We start from the raw sequence: 18,481 nt of genomic DNA, 5'->3' as shown, positions 1-18,481 counted from the left end.
CACTAGCTTATAGAATAGCATTGAAAGCGTAATTTTATTTACAACGTTAATTTAGTTTTCAGTATTCATAAAGTATTGATAAACAATAATTTAAATAATTAATTTTACGATGACAAATGTCAACAAAGACGCCTTATTTGTTTTAGTAAAGTCCTTATCTAAATCCGAAAAAAGACAGTTTAAACTTTATGTCGGTCGCTTGGGAGTAAATACGGATGCCAAGTTTCTTGCGCTCTTTAATTTACTGGATAAGAACAAAACATATGATGAGAAGGCCATTTTGGAAAGTGGCATTGTTAAAAAATCTCAATTGTCTAATCTTAAGGCACATTTATACAAGCAAATTCTTGTATCCCTACGTCTTAATCCGGTTAATCAGAATATAAGAGTTCAAATAAGAGAACAACTAGATTTCGCTACTATTCTTTATCAAAAGGGATTGTACAAGCAAAGTTTAAAGATTCTGGATAAAGTAAAAGGAGTTGCAATTGATAATGAGGAAAAGAATATTGCTTACGAAATTGTAGAATTAGAAAAAATAATTGAAACACAGTACATTACAAGGAGTCTCCCGGATAGAGCTGATGAACTAGTGGAACAAGCGCGTGTTCTTTCATTGCAGAATGAAATGACCAGCAGATTGTCTAATCTTTCGCTCCAATTGTATGGGATGATGTTAAAAGTGGGCTATGTTAGAAACGATGATGACCTTAACAGAGTTAAGAGATATTTTAGTCAAAACCTGCCGGAATACAAGATAGAAGATTTAGGATTCAGAGAAAAATTATGGCTATATAAGGCTCATCTTTGGTATAGTTTTTTAATTCAAGACTTTCTGTCGTGCTATAAATATTCCATAAAGTGGGTAGACCTTTTCTACGAAAACGAGAATATGATCTACCTTAATCCTGTTTTCTTTTTAAAGGGCAATCACTACTTATTAGAATCCTTGTTTTTTGTTAAATATGCCTCCCAGTTCCGAGATACTCTTGACAAAATGGAAGGCATAATCGAGAAAAAGGAATTTCCACAAAATGATAACATTTCCTCTCTGGCGTTTCTCTATTTGTATTCAAACAAGTTAAACTTACATTTTCTAGAAGGTACTTTTGAAAAAGGCTTGTATCTGGTAAAAATTATAGAATATGGTATTGACAAGCACAAAGATCGTATAGATGCCCATCATATTATGGTTCTTTATTATAAGATTGCCTGTCTCTATTTTGGAATAGGAGACAACAAAACCTGCATCCAGTATTTGAAAAAGATTATCGATAATAAGAGTTTAAAAATGCGCGAAGATCTCATGTGTTTTGCCAGAGTACTAAGTTTGGTGGCCCACTATGAAGCAGGAATGGATTATCATTTGGAAGTACAACTTAAAAGCACCTATAAGTTCCTTTTGAAAATGAATGATTTACAGGCTGTTCAGATAGAGATGATTAAATTTCTTAGAAATCTCGGAGACATATACCCTCAGGATTTAAAGAACGAATTTCGACGCTTGTATGTTGAACTAAAAAAGTATGAAGACCACCCCTATGAAAAAAGAGCATTTCTTTATTTAGACATTATATCCTGGTTAGAAAGTCATTTACAAAATAAACCCGTAGCTCAAATTATTCGTGAGAAGGCATTGACACTCACTCGATAATAGCCTCACGCATTAATACATGAATTCCACAAGGCGTCTTCAGGGGGGGCAGCATTTATCTCCAGAAGCTCTAAAGAAACCGGATGTTTAAAGCTAACCTTTCTGGCGTGTAGATGAATACTAGCATTTTTATTACTCCTATCAAACCCATATTTCAGATCCCCTTTTATAGGCGAATTAATAGCAGTTAGTTGCGCTCTAATTTGATGATGTCTTCCTGTTTTTAAATCAATCTTTAAAAGATAGTAGCGCTGCAGTGTTTTTAATATTTCATAATCAAGTACTGCCTTTTTGCTATTGGGAACTTCTTTGCTATTAGCATAGGACTTATTCTGTCTTTGGTTTCTAACTAACCAATGGGTTAAAGTATCCTTTGATTTCTTTGGTTTATTTTTAACGATGGCCCAATAGGTCTTTTTTAATTGTTTATCCACCAAAAGTTTATTTAGTCTAGTAAGTGCTTTAGAAGTTCTTGCAAAAATCACAATACCTGAGGTAGGTCTGTCTAGTCTGTGCACCACACCTAAAAACACTTTGCCAGGCTTGTTGTATTTGTCTTTGAGGTATAATTTTACAATTTCACTCAGAGGAATGTCTCCAGTCTTATCACCCTGCACTATATCACCTGGTCTTTTGTTGACCATAATAATATGATTGTCTTCGAATAATATTTGAAGGTTGTTCTTGTTTGTTTTTTGAGACATGTAAAAGCTCTAATATTGCTCCTCGTCATTAGGAAAATCCTTGCTCTTTACGTCGTCCACATACTGAGAAATAGCGTTGCCCATATCTTCATAAAGATTCATATATCTGCGCAGAAACCTAGGATTAAATTCGTGTGTCATCCCCAAAAGATCATGAATTACCAATACCTGTCCATCAGCGAACTTACCTCCTCCTATACCTATGGTAGGAATAGTCAAATTTTCCGATACTATTTTAGTTAAAGTAGCCGGAATTTTTTCCAAAACGATTGCAAAACATCCTAATCGTTCTAAGAGCTTGGCATCTTCAATTAGCTTTTCCGCCTCCTCGGCCTCTTTAGCTCTTACCGAATAAGTGCCGAATTTATAAATAGCCTGAGGAGTTAAACCTAAATGCCCCATCACCGGAATCCCGGCATTAAGAATTCTTTTGACGGATTCTTTTATTTCAATTCCCCCTTCTACCTTCACCGCATGTGCTCCGCTCTCTTTCATTATACGTATTGCAGATCTCAAGGCTTCTTTAGGATCACTTTGATAGCTACCAAAGGGAATGTCTACAACCACCAGAGCTCTATTTACAGCTCGTATGACGGAAGAGGCATGATAAATCATTTGATCTAAGGTAATGGGCAAAGTAGTCTCATGTCCAGCCATGACATTACTTGCGGAGTCTCCTACCAAAATCACATCGACATTTGCATTGTCCACAATGCGTGCCATGGAATAGTCATAGGCCGTGAGCATCGATATTTTCTCGCCTTGTTGTTTCATGTCCACTAAGGACTTAACGGTGACCCTTTTAAACTCTTTTTTGGAAACTGACATCAGGAGTAGTTTTTGGATGTTAAATGTAAGGAGATTTGATTAATTAAATAAGTTAGCTTCAATGTTTCATAAAATTTCATACATTCCTTAAAATTTATAAAGAATAGCAAATGAAGATTATTTTAACCGCGGTTTTAGTTCAATTTATTTTTTTTGTCAACGCCCAAGAAAATGAAAGCTTAAAGGTTCAGAGAACAATTGAAACCTTCTTTGAAGGTTTTCATAAACAAGACTCTTTACTACTGACATCTAGTCTTTCCTCGGAAGTAAGTCTGAAAACCATTGGAAAAAACAAGGAATCTGGCAAAACAGAACTTCGCGAGGTAAATTTTAATGCCTTTTTGCACTCTATATTGAGCATACCAGACTCGGTAAAGTTTCAGGAGAAGCTCTTGTCTTTTAATATTCAGATAGATGGTGACATGGCTCATGGATGGACTCCCTATGAATTCTGGTATAATGATTCTTTTAGTCATTGTGGGGTTAATTCTTTCCAGCTTGTAAAAGAGAAAGACAAATGGAGTATAGTGTCCATAATGGATACAAGACGCAAAGAACCATGTTTTGACTAACTCTTCTTCCTACAAGATTTATTTCAGACCGCAGCTACTTGCTTAGGCCTTTTTTAATGGTTTTGATTGATTTAAAATGACATCCTGTCAGTTTTTGTTAGTTGGCATGTTGTTTGTCTTTTAGTTACCGAATTTAAATATTGGATAGATAACTTTAAAATATAGGAAATGAGTAAAATTATAGGAATTGATTTAGGTACAACAAACTCTTGCGTCTCCGTAATGGAAGGTAACGAGCCAGTTGTAATCCCTAATGCAGAAGGGAAAAGAACAACACCGTCGGTAATTGCATTTGTAGATGGTGGAGAAATTAAGGTTGGTGACCCTGCTAAAAGACAGGCGGTTACCAATCCACACAAAACTATTTATTCCATTAAACGTTTTATGGGGAATAAATATTCTGAGTCTCAAAAAGAGGCTAACAGGGTGCCTTATACCGTGGTTAAGGGAGACAACGACACGCCTAGAGTGGATATAGACGGTCGTCTTTATACGCCTCAGGAATTGTCTGCAATGATTTTGCAAAAAATGAAAAAGACAGCAGAAGATTATTTAGGACAGTCGGTTAGTTCGGCTGTGATTACAGTTCCTGCTTATTTTAACGATGCACAAAGACAAGCTACAAAAGAGGCAGGTGAAATTGCCGGATTAAAAGTAGAAAGAATAATCAACGAACCTACAGCGGCTTCTTTGGCCTATGGATTAGATAAGAAACATTCAGATCAAAAAATTGTTGTTTTCGACTTTGGAGGTGGTACCCACGATGTATCTATCTTGGAGTTAGGGGATGGAGTTTTTGAAGTTTTAGCAACCGACGGAGATACACATTTAGGAGGGGATGATGTTGATCAAAAAATAATTGATTGGTTGGCCGAGGAGTTTAAGAAAGAAGAGCAGATTGATCTTAGGGATGATGCCATGGCGCTTCAAAGGTTAAGAGAAGCTGCGGAGAAAGCAAAAATAGAATTGTCTTCTTCAGCACAAACTGAAATTAATCTTCCTTATGTAACAGCCACAGCAACTGGTCCAAAACACTTAGTAAGAACTTTGACTCGCTCAAAATTTGAGCAACTGATTGCAGATTTGGTGAAACGTACTATTGAGCCATGTGAGACTGCGCTTAAATCAGCTGGACTTTCAAAAAGTGATATTGATGAAATAATCTTAGTAGGTGGTTCAACTAGAATCCCTGCGGTTCAGGAAGCGGTTGAATCTTTTTTTGGTAAAAAACCGTCTAAAGGAGTGAATCCTGATGAAGTAGTTGCCGTTGGTGCAGCTATTCAGGGAGGTGTTCTAACAGGAGATGTGAAGGATGTATTGTTATTGGATGTTACTCCATTATCTCTTGGTATTGAAACCATGGGTGGTGTTTTAACTAAACTGATAGAGGCAAATACTACGATACCTACAAAAAAGTCTCAGGTGTTTTCCACAGCAGCAGATAATCAGCCTTCTGTAGAAATTCACGTATTGCAAGGTGAAAGGCCAATGGCTGCTGATAACAAAACAATCGGTAGATTTCATTTAGATGGTATACCACCTGCACCAAGGGGTACACCTCAAATTGAAGTTACCTTCGATATAGACGCCAATGGTATAATTAAGGTATCCGCTACGGATAAGGCTACAAACAAATCTCAAGATATCCGAATTGAAGCTTCTTCCGGCTTAACTGAAGAAGAGATTAAGAAGATGAAGGCCGAGGCGGAAGCCAATGCGGAATCTGACAAAAAAGCCAAGGAAACTGCGGATAAGTTAAATGAAGCAGATGGAATGATTTTCCAGACGGAAAAACAACTTACAGAATTTGGAGATAAGCTTTCAGATGATAAGAAAAAGCCAATTGAAGAGGCTTTGGAAGAATTAAAAAAGGCTTATGAAGGTAAAGATTTGGCTGTCATTACACCAGCACTCGACAAGATTAACGAGGCTTGGAAAGTGGCTTCTGAAGAAATGTACAAAGCTCAAGCCGAGGCACAGCAAGGAGAACCTGCTGCTGGTGGTGCAGAAGAGGCTACCGCTGATTCTAAAGAAGGAGATAATGTGGAAGACGTAGATTTTGAAGAAGTGAAGTAATAAATAATTATTTTTAATTAAAAAGGGCAGTATTACTGCCCTTTTTTCGTTTATATACACTCTTCAGATTTTTCTTTTCTTAGGTAAAGGTTTAATTTTATCCCAATGATAAAAAAATACCTTCTACTTTTAATTTTATTTATAAACGTATGCCTACCAGGTACTATAAGTCAAGGGCTGTATGCGCAAGAAGCACAAATATTTACTAGATCTGACTTTTACCTCAGAGGTCCTGTAAAATCGTGTTTGGTGATAACTAAATACGGAAAAGAAGAATTTGAGTTTAACAAAGAAGGTATATTAACTAAAAATTTAACTCGCTTTAATGAAGAGGATTATAATGTTACCTATTATAAGTACTCGGATGGCTTTTTAGTGGAAAAGCGAGATGAGGTGTATAGAGACGGAACCTTTGACAAACAAACCTCTATTGCGCACTTTTACGCAATAGATACCACTAAGAATAAGGTGGTAATTGAAGATATTATTTCTTACGCCGGTGAGACTTTGGAACGATACGAATACCATTACGGTGAAGACCAAAAAATTCAAACTATTATTAGATCTAATAATGAAGGAGTCGACGAAACACAAATATCATATACCGAATACAAAGGGGAAATAACTGAGGAATACAGTTTGAATGGAGTAATTCAAAAAACTATTCGTACTTCTTATAAGGAAAACGATAAATTGAAAGTGGTATTGACCAAACAATTTTTAAATGGAGATCCCAATAGGGCCAAAGAAAAAGTATTTGATAAAGAGGATAAACTAATTTCCTTGAAGGAATACATTTTCGATATATATAAGAATTCTTTTGCTCTAGAAAAGACAAGCCGGTTTTCTTATGATGCTGCTGGAATGCTTGCCAAAGAAGACATAAAGGAGGGAAAATCTTTGAAATCTCTTGAATATATTTACCAGTATGACAAGGAAACTGATGGCAACTGGGTTAAACAAATAATTAGTCCGGAAAATCTTTTTAAAACAAGAAGAATAAAGTATTACGAGCCGGAGGAAGTAAATGCCAATAAATCATAGATTCTTATTGGTCTTACGGGAGAGCTAATCTTATTTGCCGGCCCATTCGTTTTTTAAAATACTATAAACACAAGTATTTCTCTTATATTCTTTACTTAGGTAAACGTCTTGCCTTAATATGCCTTCCAAAACCGCGTTAAGTTTTTCAACGGCATTTCGGGATCTTACATTTCTTTCGTCGACCTTAAATGCAATTCGCTCAAAGCCCATATTTTGAAAAGCAAAATCTATCATGAGGCGTTTCATTTCTCCATTTAGACCTGTTCCTTGGAAATTTTTACCAATCCAGGTAGATCCAATTTCTAAATTTTTGTTTAACCAATCGATATTCATGTATCGGGTACAGCCAGCATAGGCCTGCGACTGCTTGTCGTAAACCAGAAATGGAATTGCCTGAGACTTATTGTTTTGTTCCAATGCTTTTAGCACATAATTTTTTAATTCTGCTTCTGTTTCAATTGTAGAAGGGGAATATTGAATTAAGTTTTTTTCTTTTGCGACAGCAGCTAACTCAAGGTAATTATCAAGTCCCAAGGGAGATAAGATAACCCGATTGTTTTCTAAAGTGGGATTTGTCATTGTACAATTAAATTTTCTAGAAGCTCAATTTTAATTTCATGACCTCCTTTGAATTGAATTTGGTTGGTTTTAGTACCAAATATTTTATTAATCTTCTGTTGTTCTAGTAGCGCTCTATCGGCATTTATATACGGATCCTCATCTCCATAAATGTAGGTAATCCTTGTATTTTGATCGAGGTGAGCAAAGTCGCATTTTTTTAAATCATTTGGAATACTGCCTGCGTAGAATACTAATTGGGAACACTTAATTTGTCGACTTGCTACCCACCTGCTCGCGATAGAAACCCCTTGTGAATACCCAAATACCATTAGTTTTACATCCGATCCAATAGCCTCACTTTGCCAAACTGCATCTAAATAGGAAAATACATTGACAAGAGATTCTTTGGTCTCTTCTTTAGTTAACCATGAGGCTCCAACATGTTTAAAATCTTCTTTTAAATAATACTTTGAAGGTGCCTGGGGACAAATAATATAATTTTCTTTGGAAGGAAGAGTCTTAAAATACTTTAAAAAATATTTACTTAAATATCCCATTCCATGAAATACGAACCAAACGTATTTCGTTTCGGTACCAACAGAATTTAGGGTCTCATACGAATTAGAGTTAATGTAAGTAACCGTTTTAACAGTTGAATTTTGATTCATGCCATTTGTTTGCCTCGGGTTTATTTCTATTGCTTAATTTTACACAAAAATAACTCTATGAACGAATACAAAGAGAAAATTTTAAAGGTTTGTAATGCAATTAGACCCAATACCTTAATGGAAACTCTTTCCATTGAATACGTAGACGTAGGGGAAAACTTTCTAATTGCCAGAATGCCTGTTAACTCTAAAGTACATCAGCCTGATGGAATTTTACACGGAGGCGCCACAGTAGCTTTGGCCGAAAGTGTAGGGAGTGCTGCTTCTTATGTATTCTTAGATGCACAGAAATATGCTATTCGCGGAATAGAAATATCTGCCAATCACTTAAAAAGTGTGGTAGATGGTTTTGTTTATGCGAAGGCCTCTCTTATCCACAAAGGAAGAACAACACAGTTATGGGAAATAAGAGTAACAAATCAGGAAAATCAACTCATATCCATTTGTAAACTAACCACTATAGCCTTGTCTAAATCTTAATATGTTGCCAGAATTTTTTAAGAGAATAGAAAGTCAATTAAGGAAAGAGCTGCCTTTTGTTTGTTATCGAAAACCTGGCGAGAAGACTATTAGAGCAATCTATCAGCATTCTAACGCTTTAATTACTTGTCCAAAACTAGACCGGGTTGGTTTTGTTTTTGCTCCTTTTAGTAAAGACTACGAAACGGTTTTGATTCCTAGAGATGAAGTGTCTGTCGCATCTTTTGATAAGGTCAAGGCGAAATATAAAAAATTGAAAATTTTGGAAGCTAAAGAGAGTGGGGAAGAAGCCTATATTGAGCTTATCAAAACGGCCATAAGAAATATTCAAACTCAAAATTTAAAAAAAGTAGTACTCTCCAGGGCTATCGATTTAGACGCTAAACTTAATGCCTTGGCTGTTTTTCAGAATATCCTTAGCACCTATGACAATGCGTTTTGTTATCTGTGGTTTCATCCAAAAATTGGTCTTTGGTTAGGAGCCACTCCAGAATTATTATTTTCATTAAAAAATGGTTCATTAACCAGCATGTCCTTGGCAGGTACTATGCCTTGGGACACTTCGGAGAATCCAAGTTGGGGAGCGAAAGAAAAGGAAGAACAACAGCTCGTTACAGCGCATATTTCTAATCAATTGGAAAACAAGTTAGAAGATTTGGAAGTTGGTCCTCAAGAAACAGTTAAAGCCGGGAATTTATGGCATTTGAAGAGTACCATTTCTGGTACCAGCAAAACCAACAGCTTGCTAGATTTGGTTTGTCAGTTACATCCAACTCCTGCGGTTTGCGGTCTGCCAGTTGCTGAATCTACTTCATTTATTATGCGCTATGAAGGATACAACAGGGAGTACTATGCCGGTTTTTTGGGGGAGATAGAATCTATTTCACCTGCAGAAACCTCTCTTTTTGTTAACCTCCGGTGTTTAAAACAGACCGATACAGGAATCAAAATATTTGTTGGAGGGGGAATAACAGAAAAATCAGTACCTGAATTAGAGTGGTTAGAAACCATACATAAGAGTAAAACAATGCTAAATATGCTGCGCTATTAATGCAGAGCATTGTATTTTTGTAATCTATGAATTACTCTAGTATTCCTTCTGCGCAAACAGTAGTTTTATACTGCAAAATTAGGGGGATAAAAAATATTGTTATATCTCCCGGTTCGAGGAATGCTCCACTGACCCTTGGTTTTACTGAAGACCCTTTTTTTAGTTGTTTTAGTATCGTGGATGAGAGATCTGCTGCCTTTTTTGCCCTTGGAATGGCCCAACAATTACAGTCACCAGTGATTGCCGTTTGTACTTCCGGGAGTGCTCTGCTAAATTATTATCCTGCCATAGCCGAGGCTTTTTATTCAGATATACCTCTTATTGTTATTTCGGCAGACAGACCATCCTATAAAGTAGACATAGGAGACGGGCAGACGATCCGACAGGTGGGAGTTTTTCAAAATCATATAGCCTATACTGCCAGTTTAAAGCAAGATTTAATCCATGCCACTTCAACAATAGAAAAGCTTGCACCCCAACTACTATCCAAAACCAAATCGCTTGAAGAAGATCAATTTGCCGTACAAAAGTACAACGAGGAAGAATTGTCTACTCTTTTTGACATTAATAAACATCAGAATGCTCCGGTACACCTTAATATTCCTTTTGAGGAACCTTTATATAATTTAGTAGAAAAGGTTGACGTATCGCCATCTAATTATGAAGTTAAACAGAAAGAAGAGATACCGGAATATCCATGGAATAGTCTGAGGAAGATTTGGAATTCTAGTAAAAAGATAGTTGTAATTATTGGTGTAAGTCCGCCTAATTCCATAGGGCCACAGTATTTAGACATGTTGTCTGAAGCTCCAAATATTATCGTTTTCACTGAAGTAACTTCTAATATTCACCACAAGAATTTTTTTCCGAGCATAGATAGTGTAATTGCTCCGATCGAAAAAAAGAAAGACCGAGATGCATGGTTTAAAGAATTACAACCAGATCTATTAGTTACCTTTGGGGGCTTAATTGTTTCAAAAAAGGTTAAAGCATTTTTGAGAAATTACAAACCCAAAAATCACTGGCATGTTAATCCTAAAAAGGCCTATAATACTTTTTTCTCCTTAAGTCTACATCTTGAAATGGGAGTGGATACATTTTTTCAATATTTGGCAGTTGCAGAGTTAGAAATTAAAAGTGAATATTTCGATAAATGGACTAAGATAAAAGACGCTTACGAGGCAAAAAGAGATTTGTATATAAAAAAAATTCCCTTTACCGACTTCAAGGCCTTTGCCAGTATTTGCAAATCGATTCCTGCAAATTATATGCTTCAATTGGCCAATAGCTCTACCGTGCGTTATGCTCAATTATTTAATCTAGATTCTTCCATAAATGTTTATTGCAATAGAGGAACTAGTGGTATTGATGGGTCTGTCTCTACAGCCGTTGGAGCTTCGATTTACAATATAACACCCACTTTATTGGTAACTGGGGATCTTAGTTTCCTTTACGACAGTAATGGCCTTTGGCATGACTATTTGAAAAAGGACTTTAGAATAGTGGTAATAAATAACGGAGGTGGCGGAATTTTTAGGATATTACCTGGAAAAGTAGATACGCCAAACTATGAAAAGTTTTTTGAAACAACACAACAATTAGAGCTTACTCATATTTGCTCAATTTACGGCATGGAATATAGACAGGCAGACGATGAGATTTCTTTAGACAAGGAACTTAAAAGCCTTTACTTACCCTCTTCATTACCAGTACTTTTAGAAGTGAAAACTCCTAGAAGATTGAATGATAAAATTTTGCTTGCTTATTTTGATTTCATATCTTAGAACTTTAGAAAATTATATAGAAAATATTAAACCATGGGCGAAAGAAAGGCAGCACTTATAGTACAATACGCCGCTGAAATTAAAGATAAATTTGGAGAAACTCCGGACATGGATTTCTTGCAAAAAGTAACTGACGGTCTTGGACCTTCTATCTACAATATGGACTCGTCCAAAGTTTCTGGGACTGATGAAAAAGAACTGCAAACCGTAAAGAATAATTTTTTAATTAAAAAACTAGGCCTTGCGGATGGCCCTGAATTAATGGAAGCAATTAAAAGTGTTTTAAATACTTATGGTTCTTCCGTTAGAAACAAGCATAGAGCAGTAGTATATTACCAGCTTGCGAAGTATTTCGGTAAAGAATCTATTTATAATTAAAAAAATAACGCATCGAGAACCGTTCAGATTCTGAACGGTTTTTTTATGCTGTAATCTTTCTTCAATGATACAATTAGGCAATTTTAATACATTAGAAATACTAAGGGAAACTTCTGTGGGCATGTTTTTGGGAGATGAGGATGTAGACGACTTATTATTACCAACCAAGTATGTTCCGGAGAATGCACAAGTGGGGGATACTTTAGAAGTTTTTTGTTACTTGGATCATGAAGAGAGGCCAATAGCAACCACTTTGAAACCCTATGTAAAGCGCAATGAGTTTGGCTTTTTAAGAGTTGCAGAAGTTAATGAGATTGGAGCCTTTATGGATTGGGGATTAGAAAAGCATTTGTTGGTGCCATTTAGAGAGCAAAGAGAAAAAATGAGAGACGGACATTGGTATGTGGTCTATTGTTATCTGGATGAAAAATCGTTTAGACTTGTGGCTTCAGCAAGGATAAAAAAACATTTGAACAATAACGGTCTTAGCCTGCAACCGAAGGAAGAGGTGCAAATACTAGTTGCTCGAAGCACCGATTTAGGATTTGAGGTAATTGTAAATGAGAAGCATTTAGGCTTAATATACCGAGACGAGGTTTATCAACCCATTCAAATTGGAGATAGGCTAAATGCTTATGTTAAAAAGATTAGATCAGATAAAAAAATTGATATATCCCTAAAACCTATTGGCCATCTTCAAATTGAACCTTCAGCAGCCCAAGTGTACTCCATGTTATCTGAAGCTGGCGGTTATATGGCTTTGCACGACAAATCCTCTCCGGAAGATATCCAGGAAGCCTTACAAATGAGCAAGAAAACTTTTAAAAAGGCTATAGGAACTCTGTATAAGGCTAGAAAAATTGATATAAAGAAAGACGGCATATATCAATTAAAAAAGTAAAATAAAGTATAATTGAGTTTGTTCTATATTTTTTTCCTCATCTAAATAAATTATTTTTGCAGTATGGAATTAATTATTTTGCTGATTATAAGCTTTTTAGTTAATTTTAACTGAACGTTTCCAAAATTTAGCTACCTATGCCATTTATCGAAGAAAGTGATTTGCTTGAATTACATAAAGATATAGACAAAGCTCAAATTATAAATGAGCGCCTTCTAGATCAAATAAAGTTTAAGAATAAAGAACTTAAAAAAAGCAAAATACAACGGAATGTATTGGCCGGGGTTACCGCTTTATTTTTGATAGGTACTTTAGCGATAACTTCTTTTACTGCCGGACTTTCCAGTAGCTCCAATACCTATGAAAATAGAAATCTGTTAGTATCAATTGATAGTTTAGAGGCAGTAAAAACTAGAATAGATAATTTAAAGCAGAAAAATGAAGAGCTTAGTTTGGTTAATGAATTTTATATGGCCAAACGCTTTTTACAAAAAGAAAAGATATACTCAGTTCAGGTAAAATCCTTTGTGGATAACAACATAACGCTTTCTGCAGAATCACTTGCCAATACAATGTTCGTTAAGACCAATCCGTTTTATTCTTACTCCTTAGGAAACTTTGAAACCCTTGAAGAAGCCAGATCTTTTAGATATCAATTGGTGAAAATGGGATTTGATGATGCCTTTGTGGCTTCATATCAGGATGGTAAGCGTTTAAAAATTGAAGACCCATATTAGTGGGGAAGTTTAAAGCTTGGCTTGGGGCAGCCCGTTTAAGAACATTACCCCTATCACTTTCAGGAATTATTGTAGGTACCGCTTTGGCACAATGGCTAGGATATGAGGACACTCTTATATTTCTATTGGCACTATTAACTACCGTCGCTCTGCAGGTAACCTCAAATTTTGCAAACGATTACGGAGATGGTATAAAGGGGACAGACGGATTAGATCGTATTGGACCAACTAGAGCTTTCCAGAGCGGAGAATTGAGCAGAAAAGAATTGAAAAGAGGTATCATCATTTCAGTTTTTGTTTGTCTGATACTTATTTTTCTCCTTCTTTATACTGCTTTTAAGGAAGATTTATGGTATTTCTTCCTATTTGTAGTCCTTGGTCTTTGCAGTATCTGGGCTGCAATTAAATACACCGTCGGCAGCAATGCATATGGATACAGAGGGTTTGGAGATATCTTTGTTTTTGTTTTCTTTGGGCTTTTAAGTGTTTTGGGCACCCTTTTTTTATATGTGCAGAATATTCCCATAGATGCTGTACTCCCTGCTTGCACGATAGGGTTTTTGAGTACGGCAGTTCTTAATTTAAATAATTTAAGAGACTTTGAGTCTGATAAAAAGGCTGGAAAAAACACCGTTATCGTTAAAATCGGAATCCAAAATGGCAAGGTGTACCATAGCACCTTATTAGTGGCAGCCATGCTATGTTGGGTTGCTTTTCTCAGTAGGCAGACAACTTCCTGGCTGGGTATAATTAGCGTTATCGCCTTTGTACCAATTTTAATGCATCTGAAAACCGTTAGAAGCATAGTAGAACCTAAATCTTTTGATCCCGAATTAAAAAAAGTAGCACTAAGTACTTTCTTGCTGGCTATCTTGTTTTATTTAGGTTATTATAATTTTTTGTAAATTTGAATTAAATAACCACTTAATACCTCACTTACTTTGGAACAAGCTATTAAGATCCTCATCGTAGAAGACAATGTGATTATTGCCGACGATATGCAATCGATGTTAGAAGAAATTGGCTATGAAATAGTAGACAATGTTATTGTCTATGAGCAGGCCGAAGAGGTTTTAAAAAACAATCATGTAGATTTAGTTTTAATAGATATAATTTTAGCCTCTGATAAGACAGGAATAGATTTAGGGAAGCATATAAGAGAGAATTATAACATCCCTTTCATATTCGTTACTTCCAATTCGGATAGGGCTACCGTAGAAAATGCTAAATCCGTAAAGCCAAATGGATATTTGGTAAAACCTTTTGAACAGCAAGATTTATATACCTCTATAGAAATTGCTTTGTCTAACTTTGATTACACCAGTAAGACGGGCAAAGACGAAAGACCAGATGTAGGGGATAAGGTAGTATCTAACTCTGTATTAAAGGACTCTATTTTTGTAAAAAAGCAACATTTATACTATAGAATTCAATTTGGTGATATTCGCTTTATAAAGGCGGATAATGTTTACCTGGAAGTTAATACTGTTGATAAGAAGTTTTTAGTTAGATCTCCTTTAAAGGATTATTTAGGGAAATTACCGAGTAATAAGTTTTACAGGGCGCATAAGTCCTATATAGTTAATGTGGATCATATTGACGCGATTAATTCTAAAGACATTATGATAAATAATACTCTAATTCCTATTTCTAAGGACTTTAAGGAGTTTATTATATCATCGATGAACTCCTAAAATTTATATTCTTTCCTTTTTCTATTTCGTTTTGGGGTACTTAAGCCTACAATATTCGTGTTTACCACAAGAATAGAGGTGTTCACAACAATTATTTCAATTCAAGGCAAAACCTGACTAGTTTAGTAGTGTAATAAAGAATAATTTTTTTCATTTTCATATAGTGTTCTCGTAAAAGAGTCTTGTCTTCCATAGATCGGACTCTTTTTCATTTGTAGTTTTTGTGAATGTCTAGCCTTACCTAAGTAATTTTTGTTCGACTAAAAGCACAAATCATCGATAAAGCGCATTTTACACTGAAATTGAACCATTTCACAACAAGAATCCTGAGTTACACAACAATTCTGAAAAACTACTGCCATTTGATTATACATTTGAAATAAATATTAAGACCCCAAATCTTATCATTTATCTATCTGAAGAAAGACTGTGCAATTGCGTAGTCTTTTTTTTGTATGAATATTGCCGCATTAGGTAAATAATAGATAGAGACTATTTTATGAAATATGGAAAATTAAAATTAGAATTTCTTGTTGATTCGTATTTAGACAACGCTAATAGAAGGCTTTACAACAATTATTTATCGGTGCTAACTATTAGTAGTAAGTTTAAAATGTATTTTTAACGTCACAATAGAATATTAAAAAATATAAAATCAAAAGCTAACCTCCTAGGCATGTTATGGCAAAAACACTGGGTAATTTCTTAATTCTTTTCTTTTTAGTAATTAGTTATAATGCAGGGGCTCAGGTAATTGATTCCTTGGAAGATAACCTGTTGGTTAGATTTCAGCAGCAATCAGATGTCAATGACAGACTAACTTTCTTCTTTAACACAGCGAACAGGTATAATGTAAATTCTGCCTATGATTGGTTAGATCAGGTTAATGTATACCTAAATCAGGCTGAAAAAATTCAGGATTCTACTTCTATTCGAAGATATCAGCTAATGCAATCCCAGATTTATTACGATTTGGGCGATTACGATAAAAGTGTCGCTATTGCCAATGATCTATATAAAATTAGAGAAGGTTTAGATCGGCAAACAAAACAATTGATGTTCGATATAATTGATAACAACTACGGACAATTACAATTATATGGAAAACAGGTAGAAATTCGGCAGCAAAAACGCGACCTGGGGTTTACCAAGAATATTACATTTTATGATATTTATTCAAACTTAGGACTCCATAGAAAGGCCATGGAAGACTATATCATGGATATGAAAAGGACCATTGACGATTCCGATCTATTTGGTCTTGCAAAATATAATAATCAGGTAGGATACTACCTTCTTTTAGACAAGTCGTCCTCCGTGGCATTGAGTAATTTTAAAAAGGGAAAGGGATATATTGATGTTTATTTAAACGATGTCACTGAAGTAAAAACCGAAAAAGAATTACAGAATGCCAAAATACTGAAAGGTGAAATTGAAGGTAATATAGGGAAGGCCTATTTACAATTAAAACAATTCGAAGAGGCTTTACCTTATTTAGAAAATAGTATTTCCATAATAAATGAAAACAATGGCGGACAATATTCTGAAGAAATAGTTGGAAATAGTCTGGCATTAGCCGATTGCCATCTGCAGAAGGGAAATTATGAAAAAGCCAAGGAAATACTTAACAGTAGACTTCGCCCAATAAAGTTAGAGAACATTGTTAGAAAAAATAGATTATTGGCGGCCTATTACGACAAAACAAAAGACTATAAAAGAGCCACAAGTTACCTTAAACAGAATGTACGAATTAACGATTCTTTAAACCTAAATGATTCTTCCTTAAAAAAACAGCAGTTATCCACAGTAGCTAAATACGAAATAGAGAATTCTAAACGTATGATTGATGCCCAGAAGCTAGAAATGGAACAGGCTAGAAATGAAATGCAAGCTAAAGACGAACAGATTAATCTTGTATTTATTTCATTGATTTTTACCTTATTAGGATTCGCTGGTTTAGTGTACGCCTATTTGAAAAGTATAAAAACCCAACGTCTGATTGCCGATCAAAAACATATTATAGAAAATTCACTAGTAGAAAAGGACTCTCTTTTAAAAGAGATTCACCATCGTGTGAAGAACAATCTGCAAATGGTTTCAAGTCTTCTGAGTTTACAAACGAAAAATACGAGGAGTAAAGCGGCTATAGCGGCTTTAGAAGAAGGGAAAAGTAGGGTTAAAGCAATGGCACTTATCCATCAAAAACTCTATCAGAATGACGATTTATCTGTAATCGAGATGCAGGGGTATATAGAGAGTCTTGTAAATAGTGTGCAATCCGTTTTTAAAAAAGGAGGGCACAATATTAATATTACTATTGACGCAGAGAGCGTAGAATTAGATATCGACCGGGCCATACCCTTTGGTCTTATATTAAATGAACTGGTCTCGAATACCTTTAAATATGCCTTCCCTGAGGACAAAGAAGATGGAAAGATTTACATACATCTCAGAAAAAATGGGGAGCAAGGATTTTTTGAATATACGGATAACGGAATAGGATTATCCGATGATACTGATGAAAGAGTAAATTCTTCAATGGGTATTCGCCTAATGAATAGATTGGTCAATCAATTGCAGTCTACATTAAATATTGACAAAACTACAGAAGGAGTTCGTTTTTGGTTCAATTTTAAATAAATTTGAATAAAGCTTACGAACATGATTATTTCTTTTTTGGGTCACGCCTGTATTTCTATTGAAATTGGGCAATACAATATACTCGTTGATCCTTTTATTACTGCAAACGAAAAGACCAAAGACTTGGTCGACATAGACGCATTAAATCCGAATTACATTTTGGTTACGCATGCACATCAAGATCATATCTTGGATGTTGAAGCAATTGCCCGAAGAACAGGAGCTACTATCGTTAGTAATTATGAAATAGCCATGTATTATCAGGCAAAGGGATTTACGGTACATCCTATGAATCATGGGGGTAGTTGGAATTTTGATTTTGGAAAGGTGAAGTATACCAATGCAATTCACACCTCTTCTTTTCCAGATGGAACTTATGGAGGCCAACCTGGAGGTTTTATTATTCATGCCATGGATAAAACTCTTTATATTGCAGGGGATACGGCACTATCTATGGATATGCAGCTAATACCTATGCAGTATAGTTTAGATTTGGCGATTTTACCTATTGGTGATAATTTTACCATGGGGGTAGAAGATGCTATTTTGGCTGCAGATTTCTTAGGCTGTACGGAGATTTTGGGTTATCATTACGATACTTTTGGATATATAGAGATTAATCATGCCCATGCTATTGAAAAGTTTCAAGTTGGTGGTAAAACATTACATCTGTTGGATATTGGCGCCAAGCTTGAGGTTTAGTTTTATA

18 protein-coding genes are annotated in these 18,481 nt (G+C 35.3%); 14 read left to right on the top strand and 4 right to left on the bottom strand.

The genetic code is table 11. The features are described 5' to 3' along the window. Positions 1-109 precede the first annotated feature (109 nt). A complete protein-coding gene (locus PXG98_RS15410) occupies positions 110-1,654 on the top strand; it encodes a hypothetical protein (RefSeq protein ID WP_276392610.1) in 1,545 nt (514 codons plus the stop codon). A 5-nt stretch (positions 1,655-1,659) separates the two neighbouring features. Here the strand turns inward: PXG98_RS15410 and PXG98_RS15405 are convergent, their stop codons facing one another. Both PXG98_RS15405 and panB read right to left on the bottom strand, forming a co-directional pair. Continuing rightward, positions 1,660-2,358 (bottom strand): RluA family pseudouridine synthase, encoded by a 699-nt coding sequence (locus tag PXG98_RS15405; protein ID WP_276392609.1) that lies wholly within the window; start codon positions 2,356-2,358, stop codon positions 1,660-1,662. Positions 2,359-2,367: 9 nt separating this feature from the next. Beyond that, the gene (gene panB / locus PXG98_RS15400; RefSeq protein WP_276392608.1) at positions 2,368-3,186 is read right to left on the bottom strand and encodes a 3-methyl-2-oxobutanoate hydroxymethyltransferase; all 819 of its coding nucleotides are present in this window, start codon (positions 3,184-3,186) and stop codon (positions 2,368-2,370) included. Positions 3,187-3,296: 110 nt separating this feature from the next. On the opposite strand from panB, the gene PXG98_RS15395 reads away from it, so the two are divergent. From PXG98_RS15395 to PXG98_RS15385, 3 genes are all read left to right on the top strand, one after another. Further along, positions 3,297-3,758, top strand: a complete 462-nt coding sequence (locus PXG98_RS15395) for a nuclear transport factor 2 family protein (protein ID WP_276392606.1) — start codon at positions 3,297-3,299, stop codon at positions 3,756-3,758. Positions 3,759-3,926: 168 nt separating this feature from the next. Further along, positions 3,927-5,834, top strand: coding sequence for a molecular chaperone DnaK (gene dnaK / locus PXG98_RS15390; RefSeq protein ID WP_276392605.1), 1,908 nt, complete (start codon positions 3,927-3,929; stop codon positions 5,832-5,834). A gap of 105 nt (positions 5,835-5,939) precedes the next feature. Next, positions 5,940-6,878 carry a hypothetical protein gene (locus PXG98_RS15385; protein ID WP_276392603.1) on the top strand — a complete coding sequence of 313 codons (939 nt, stop codon included), beginning with the start codon at positions 5,940-5,942 and terminating at the stop codon, positions 6,876-6,878. Positions 6,879-6,908: 30 nt separating this feature from the next. Here PXG98_RS15385 and PXG98_RS15380 read toward each other — a convergent pair whose 3' ends face one another. Then, positions 6,909-7,457 (bottom strand): GNAT family N-acetyltransferase, encoded by a 549-nt coding sequence (locus tag PXG98_RS15380; RefSeq protein ID WP_276392602.1) that lies wholly within the window; start codon positions 7,455-7,457, stop codon positions 6,909-6,911. Further along, complete coding sequence (locus tag PXG98_RS15375) at positions 7,454-8,107, bottom strand: alpha/beta hydrolase (protein WP_276392601.1); 654 nt, start codon at positions 8,105-8,107, stop codon at positions 7,454-7,456. Before PXG98_RS15375 ends, PXG98_RS15380 begins: the two co-directional genes overlap by 4 nt. Positions 8,108-8,164: 57 nt before the next feature. On the opposite strand from PXG98_RS15375, the gene PXG98_RS15370 reads away from it, so the two are divergent. From PXG98_RS15370 to PXG98_RS15325, 10 genes are all read left to right on the top strand, one after another. Next, positions 8,165-8,587, top strand: coding sequence for a PaaI family thioesterase (locus PXG98_RS15370; RefSeq protein ID WP_276392600.1), 423 nt, complete (start codon positions 8,165-8,167; stop codon positions 8,585-8,587). 1 nt (position 8,588) lies between these two features. Next, entirely contained in the window at positions 8,589-9,638 is a 1,050-nt protein-coding gene (locus tag PXG98_RS15365; RefSeq protein WP_276392599.1) for an isochorismate synthase, read from the top strand. Positions 9,639-9,664: 26 nt separating this feature from the next. Then, on the top strand, positions 9,665-11,422 hold the full coding sequence (gene menD, locus PXG98_RS15360; RefSeq protein ID WP_276392598.1) for a 2-succinyl-5-enolpyruvyl-6-hydroxy-3-cyclohexene-1-carboxylic-acid synthase: 1,758 nt from the start codon (positions 9,665-9,667) through the stop codon (positions 11,420-11,422). Between the two features lie 33 nt (positions 11,423-11,455). Continuing rightward, positions 11,456-11,800, top strand: coding sequence for a DUF2853 family protein (locus PXG98_RS15355; RefSeq protein ID WP_276392597.1), 345 nt, complete (start codon positions 11,456-11,458; stop codon positions 11,798-11,800). A 64-nt stretch (positions 11,801-11,864) separates the two neighbouring features. Further along, positions 11,865-12,701, top strand: coding sequence for a CvfB family protein (locus tag PXG98_RS15350; RefSeq protein WP_276392595.1), 837 nt, complete (start codon positions 11,865-11,867; stop codon positions 12,699-12,701). 137 nt (positions 12,702-12,838) lie between these two features. Further along, positions 12,839-13,438, top strand: a complete 600-nt coding sequence (locus tag PXG98_RS15345) for an SPOR domain-containing protein (RefSeq protein ID WP_276392592.1) — start codon at positions 12,839-12,841, stop codon at positions 13,436-13,438. Next, positions 13,438-14,343: a 1,4-dihydroxy-2-naphthoate octaprenyltransferase gene (menA, locus tag PXG98_RS15340; RefSeq protein WP_276392589.1), complete on the top strand. Its 906-nt coding sequence runs from the start codon at positions 13,438-13,440 to the stop codon at positions 14,341-14,343. Before PXG98_RS15345 ends, menA begins: the two co-directional genes overlap by 1 nt. Before the next feature lie 36 nt (positions 14,344-14,379). Beyond that, positions 14,380-15,132 (top strand): LytR/AlgR family response regulator transcription factor, encoded by a 753-nt coding sequence (locus PXG98_RS15335; protein WP_276392586.1) that lies wholly within the window; start codon positions 14,380-14,382, stop codon positions 15,130-15,132. A 681-nt stretch (positions 15,133-15,813) separates the two neighbouring features. After that, positions 15,814-17,772, top strand: coding sequence for a histidine kinase dimerization/phosphoacceptor domain -containing protein (locus tag PXG98_RS15330; protein WP_276392584.1), 1,959 nt, complete (start codon positions 15,814-15,816; stop codon positions 17,770-17,772). A gap of 21 nt (positions 17,773-17,793) precedes the next feature. Next, positions 17,794-18,474 carry a metal-dependent hydrolase gene (locus tag PXG98_RS15325; RefSeq protein ID WP_276392581.1) on the top strand — a complete coding sequence of 227 codons (681 nt, stop codon included), beginning with the start codon at positions 17,794-17,796 and terminating at the stop codon, positions 18,472-18,474. Positions 18,475-18,481 lie beyond the last annotated feature (7 nt).

Origin of the sequence: Eudoraea chungangensis (assembly GCF_029360665.1) — a bacterium.
GTDB classification, from domain to species: domain Bacteria; phylum Bacteroidota; class Bacteroidia; order Flavobacteriales; family Flavobacteriaceae; genus Eudoraea; species Eudoraea chungangensis.
This window is presented reverse-complemented; position numbering and strand designations above follow the sequence as displayed.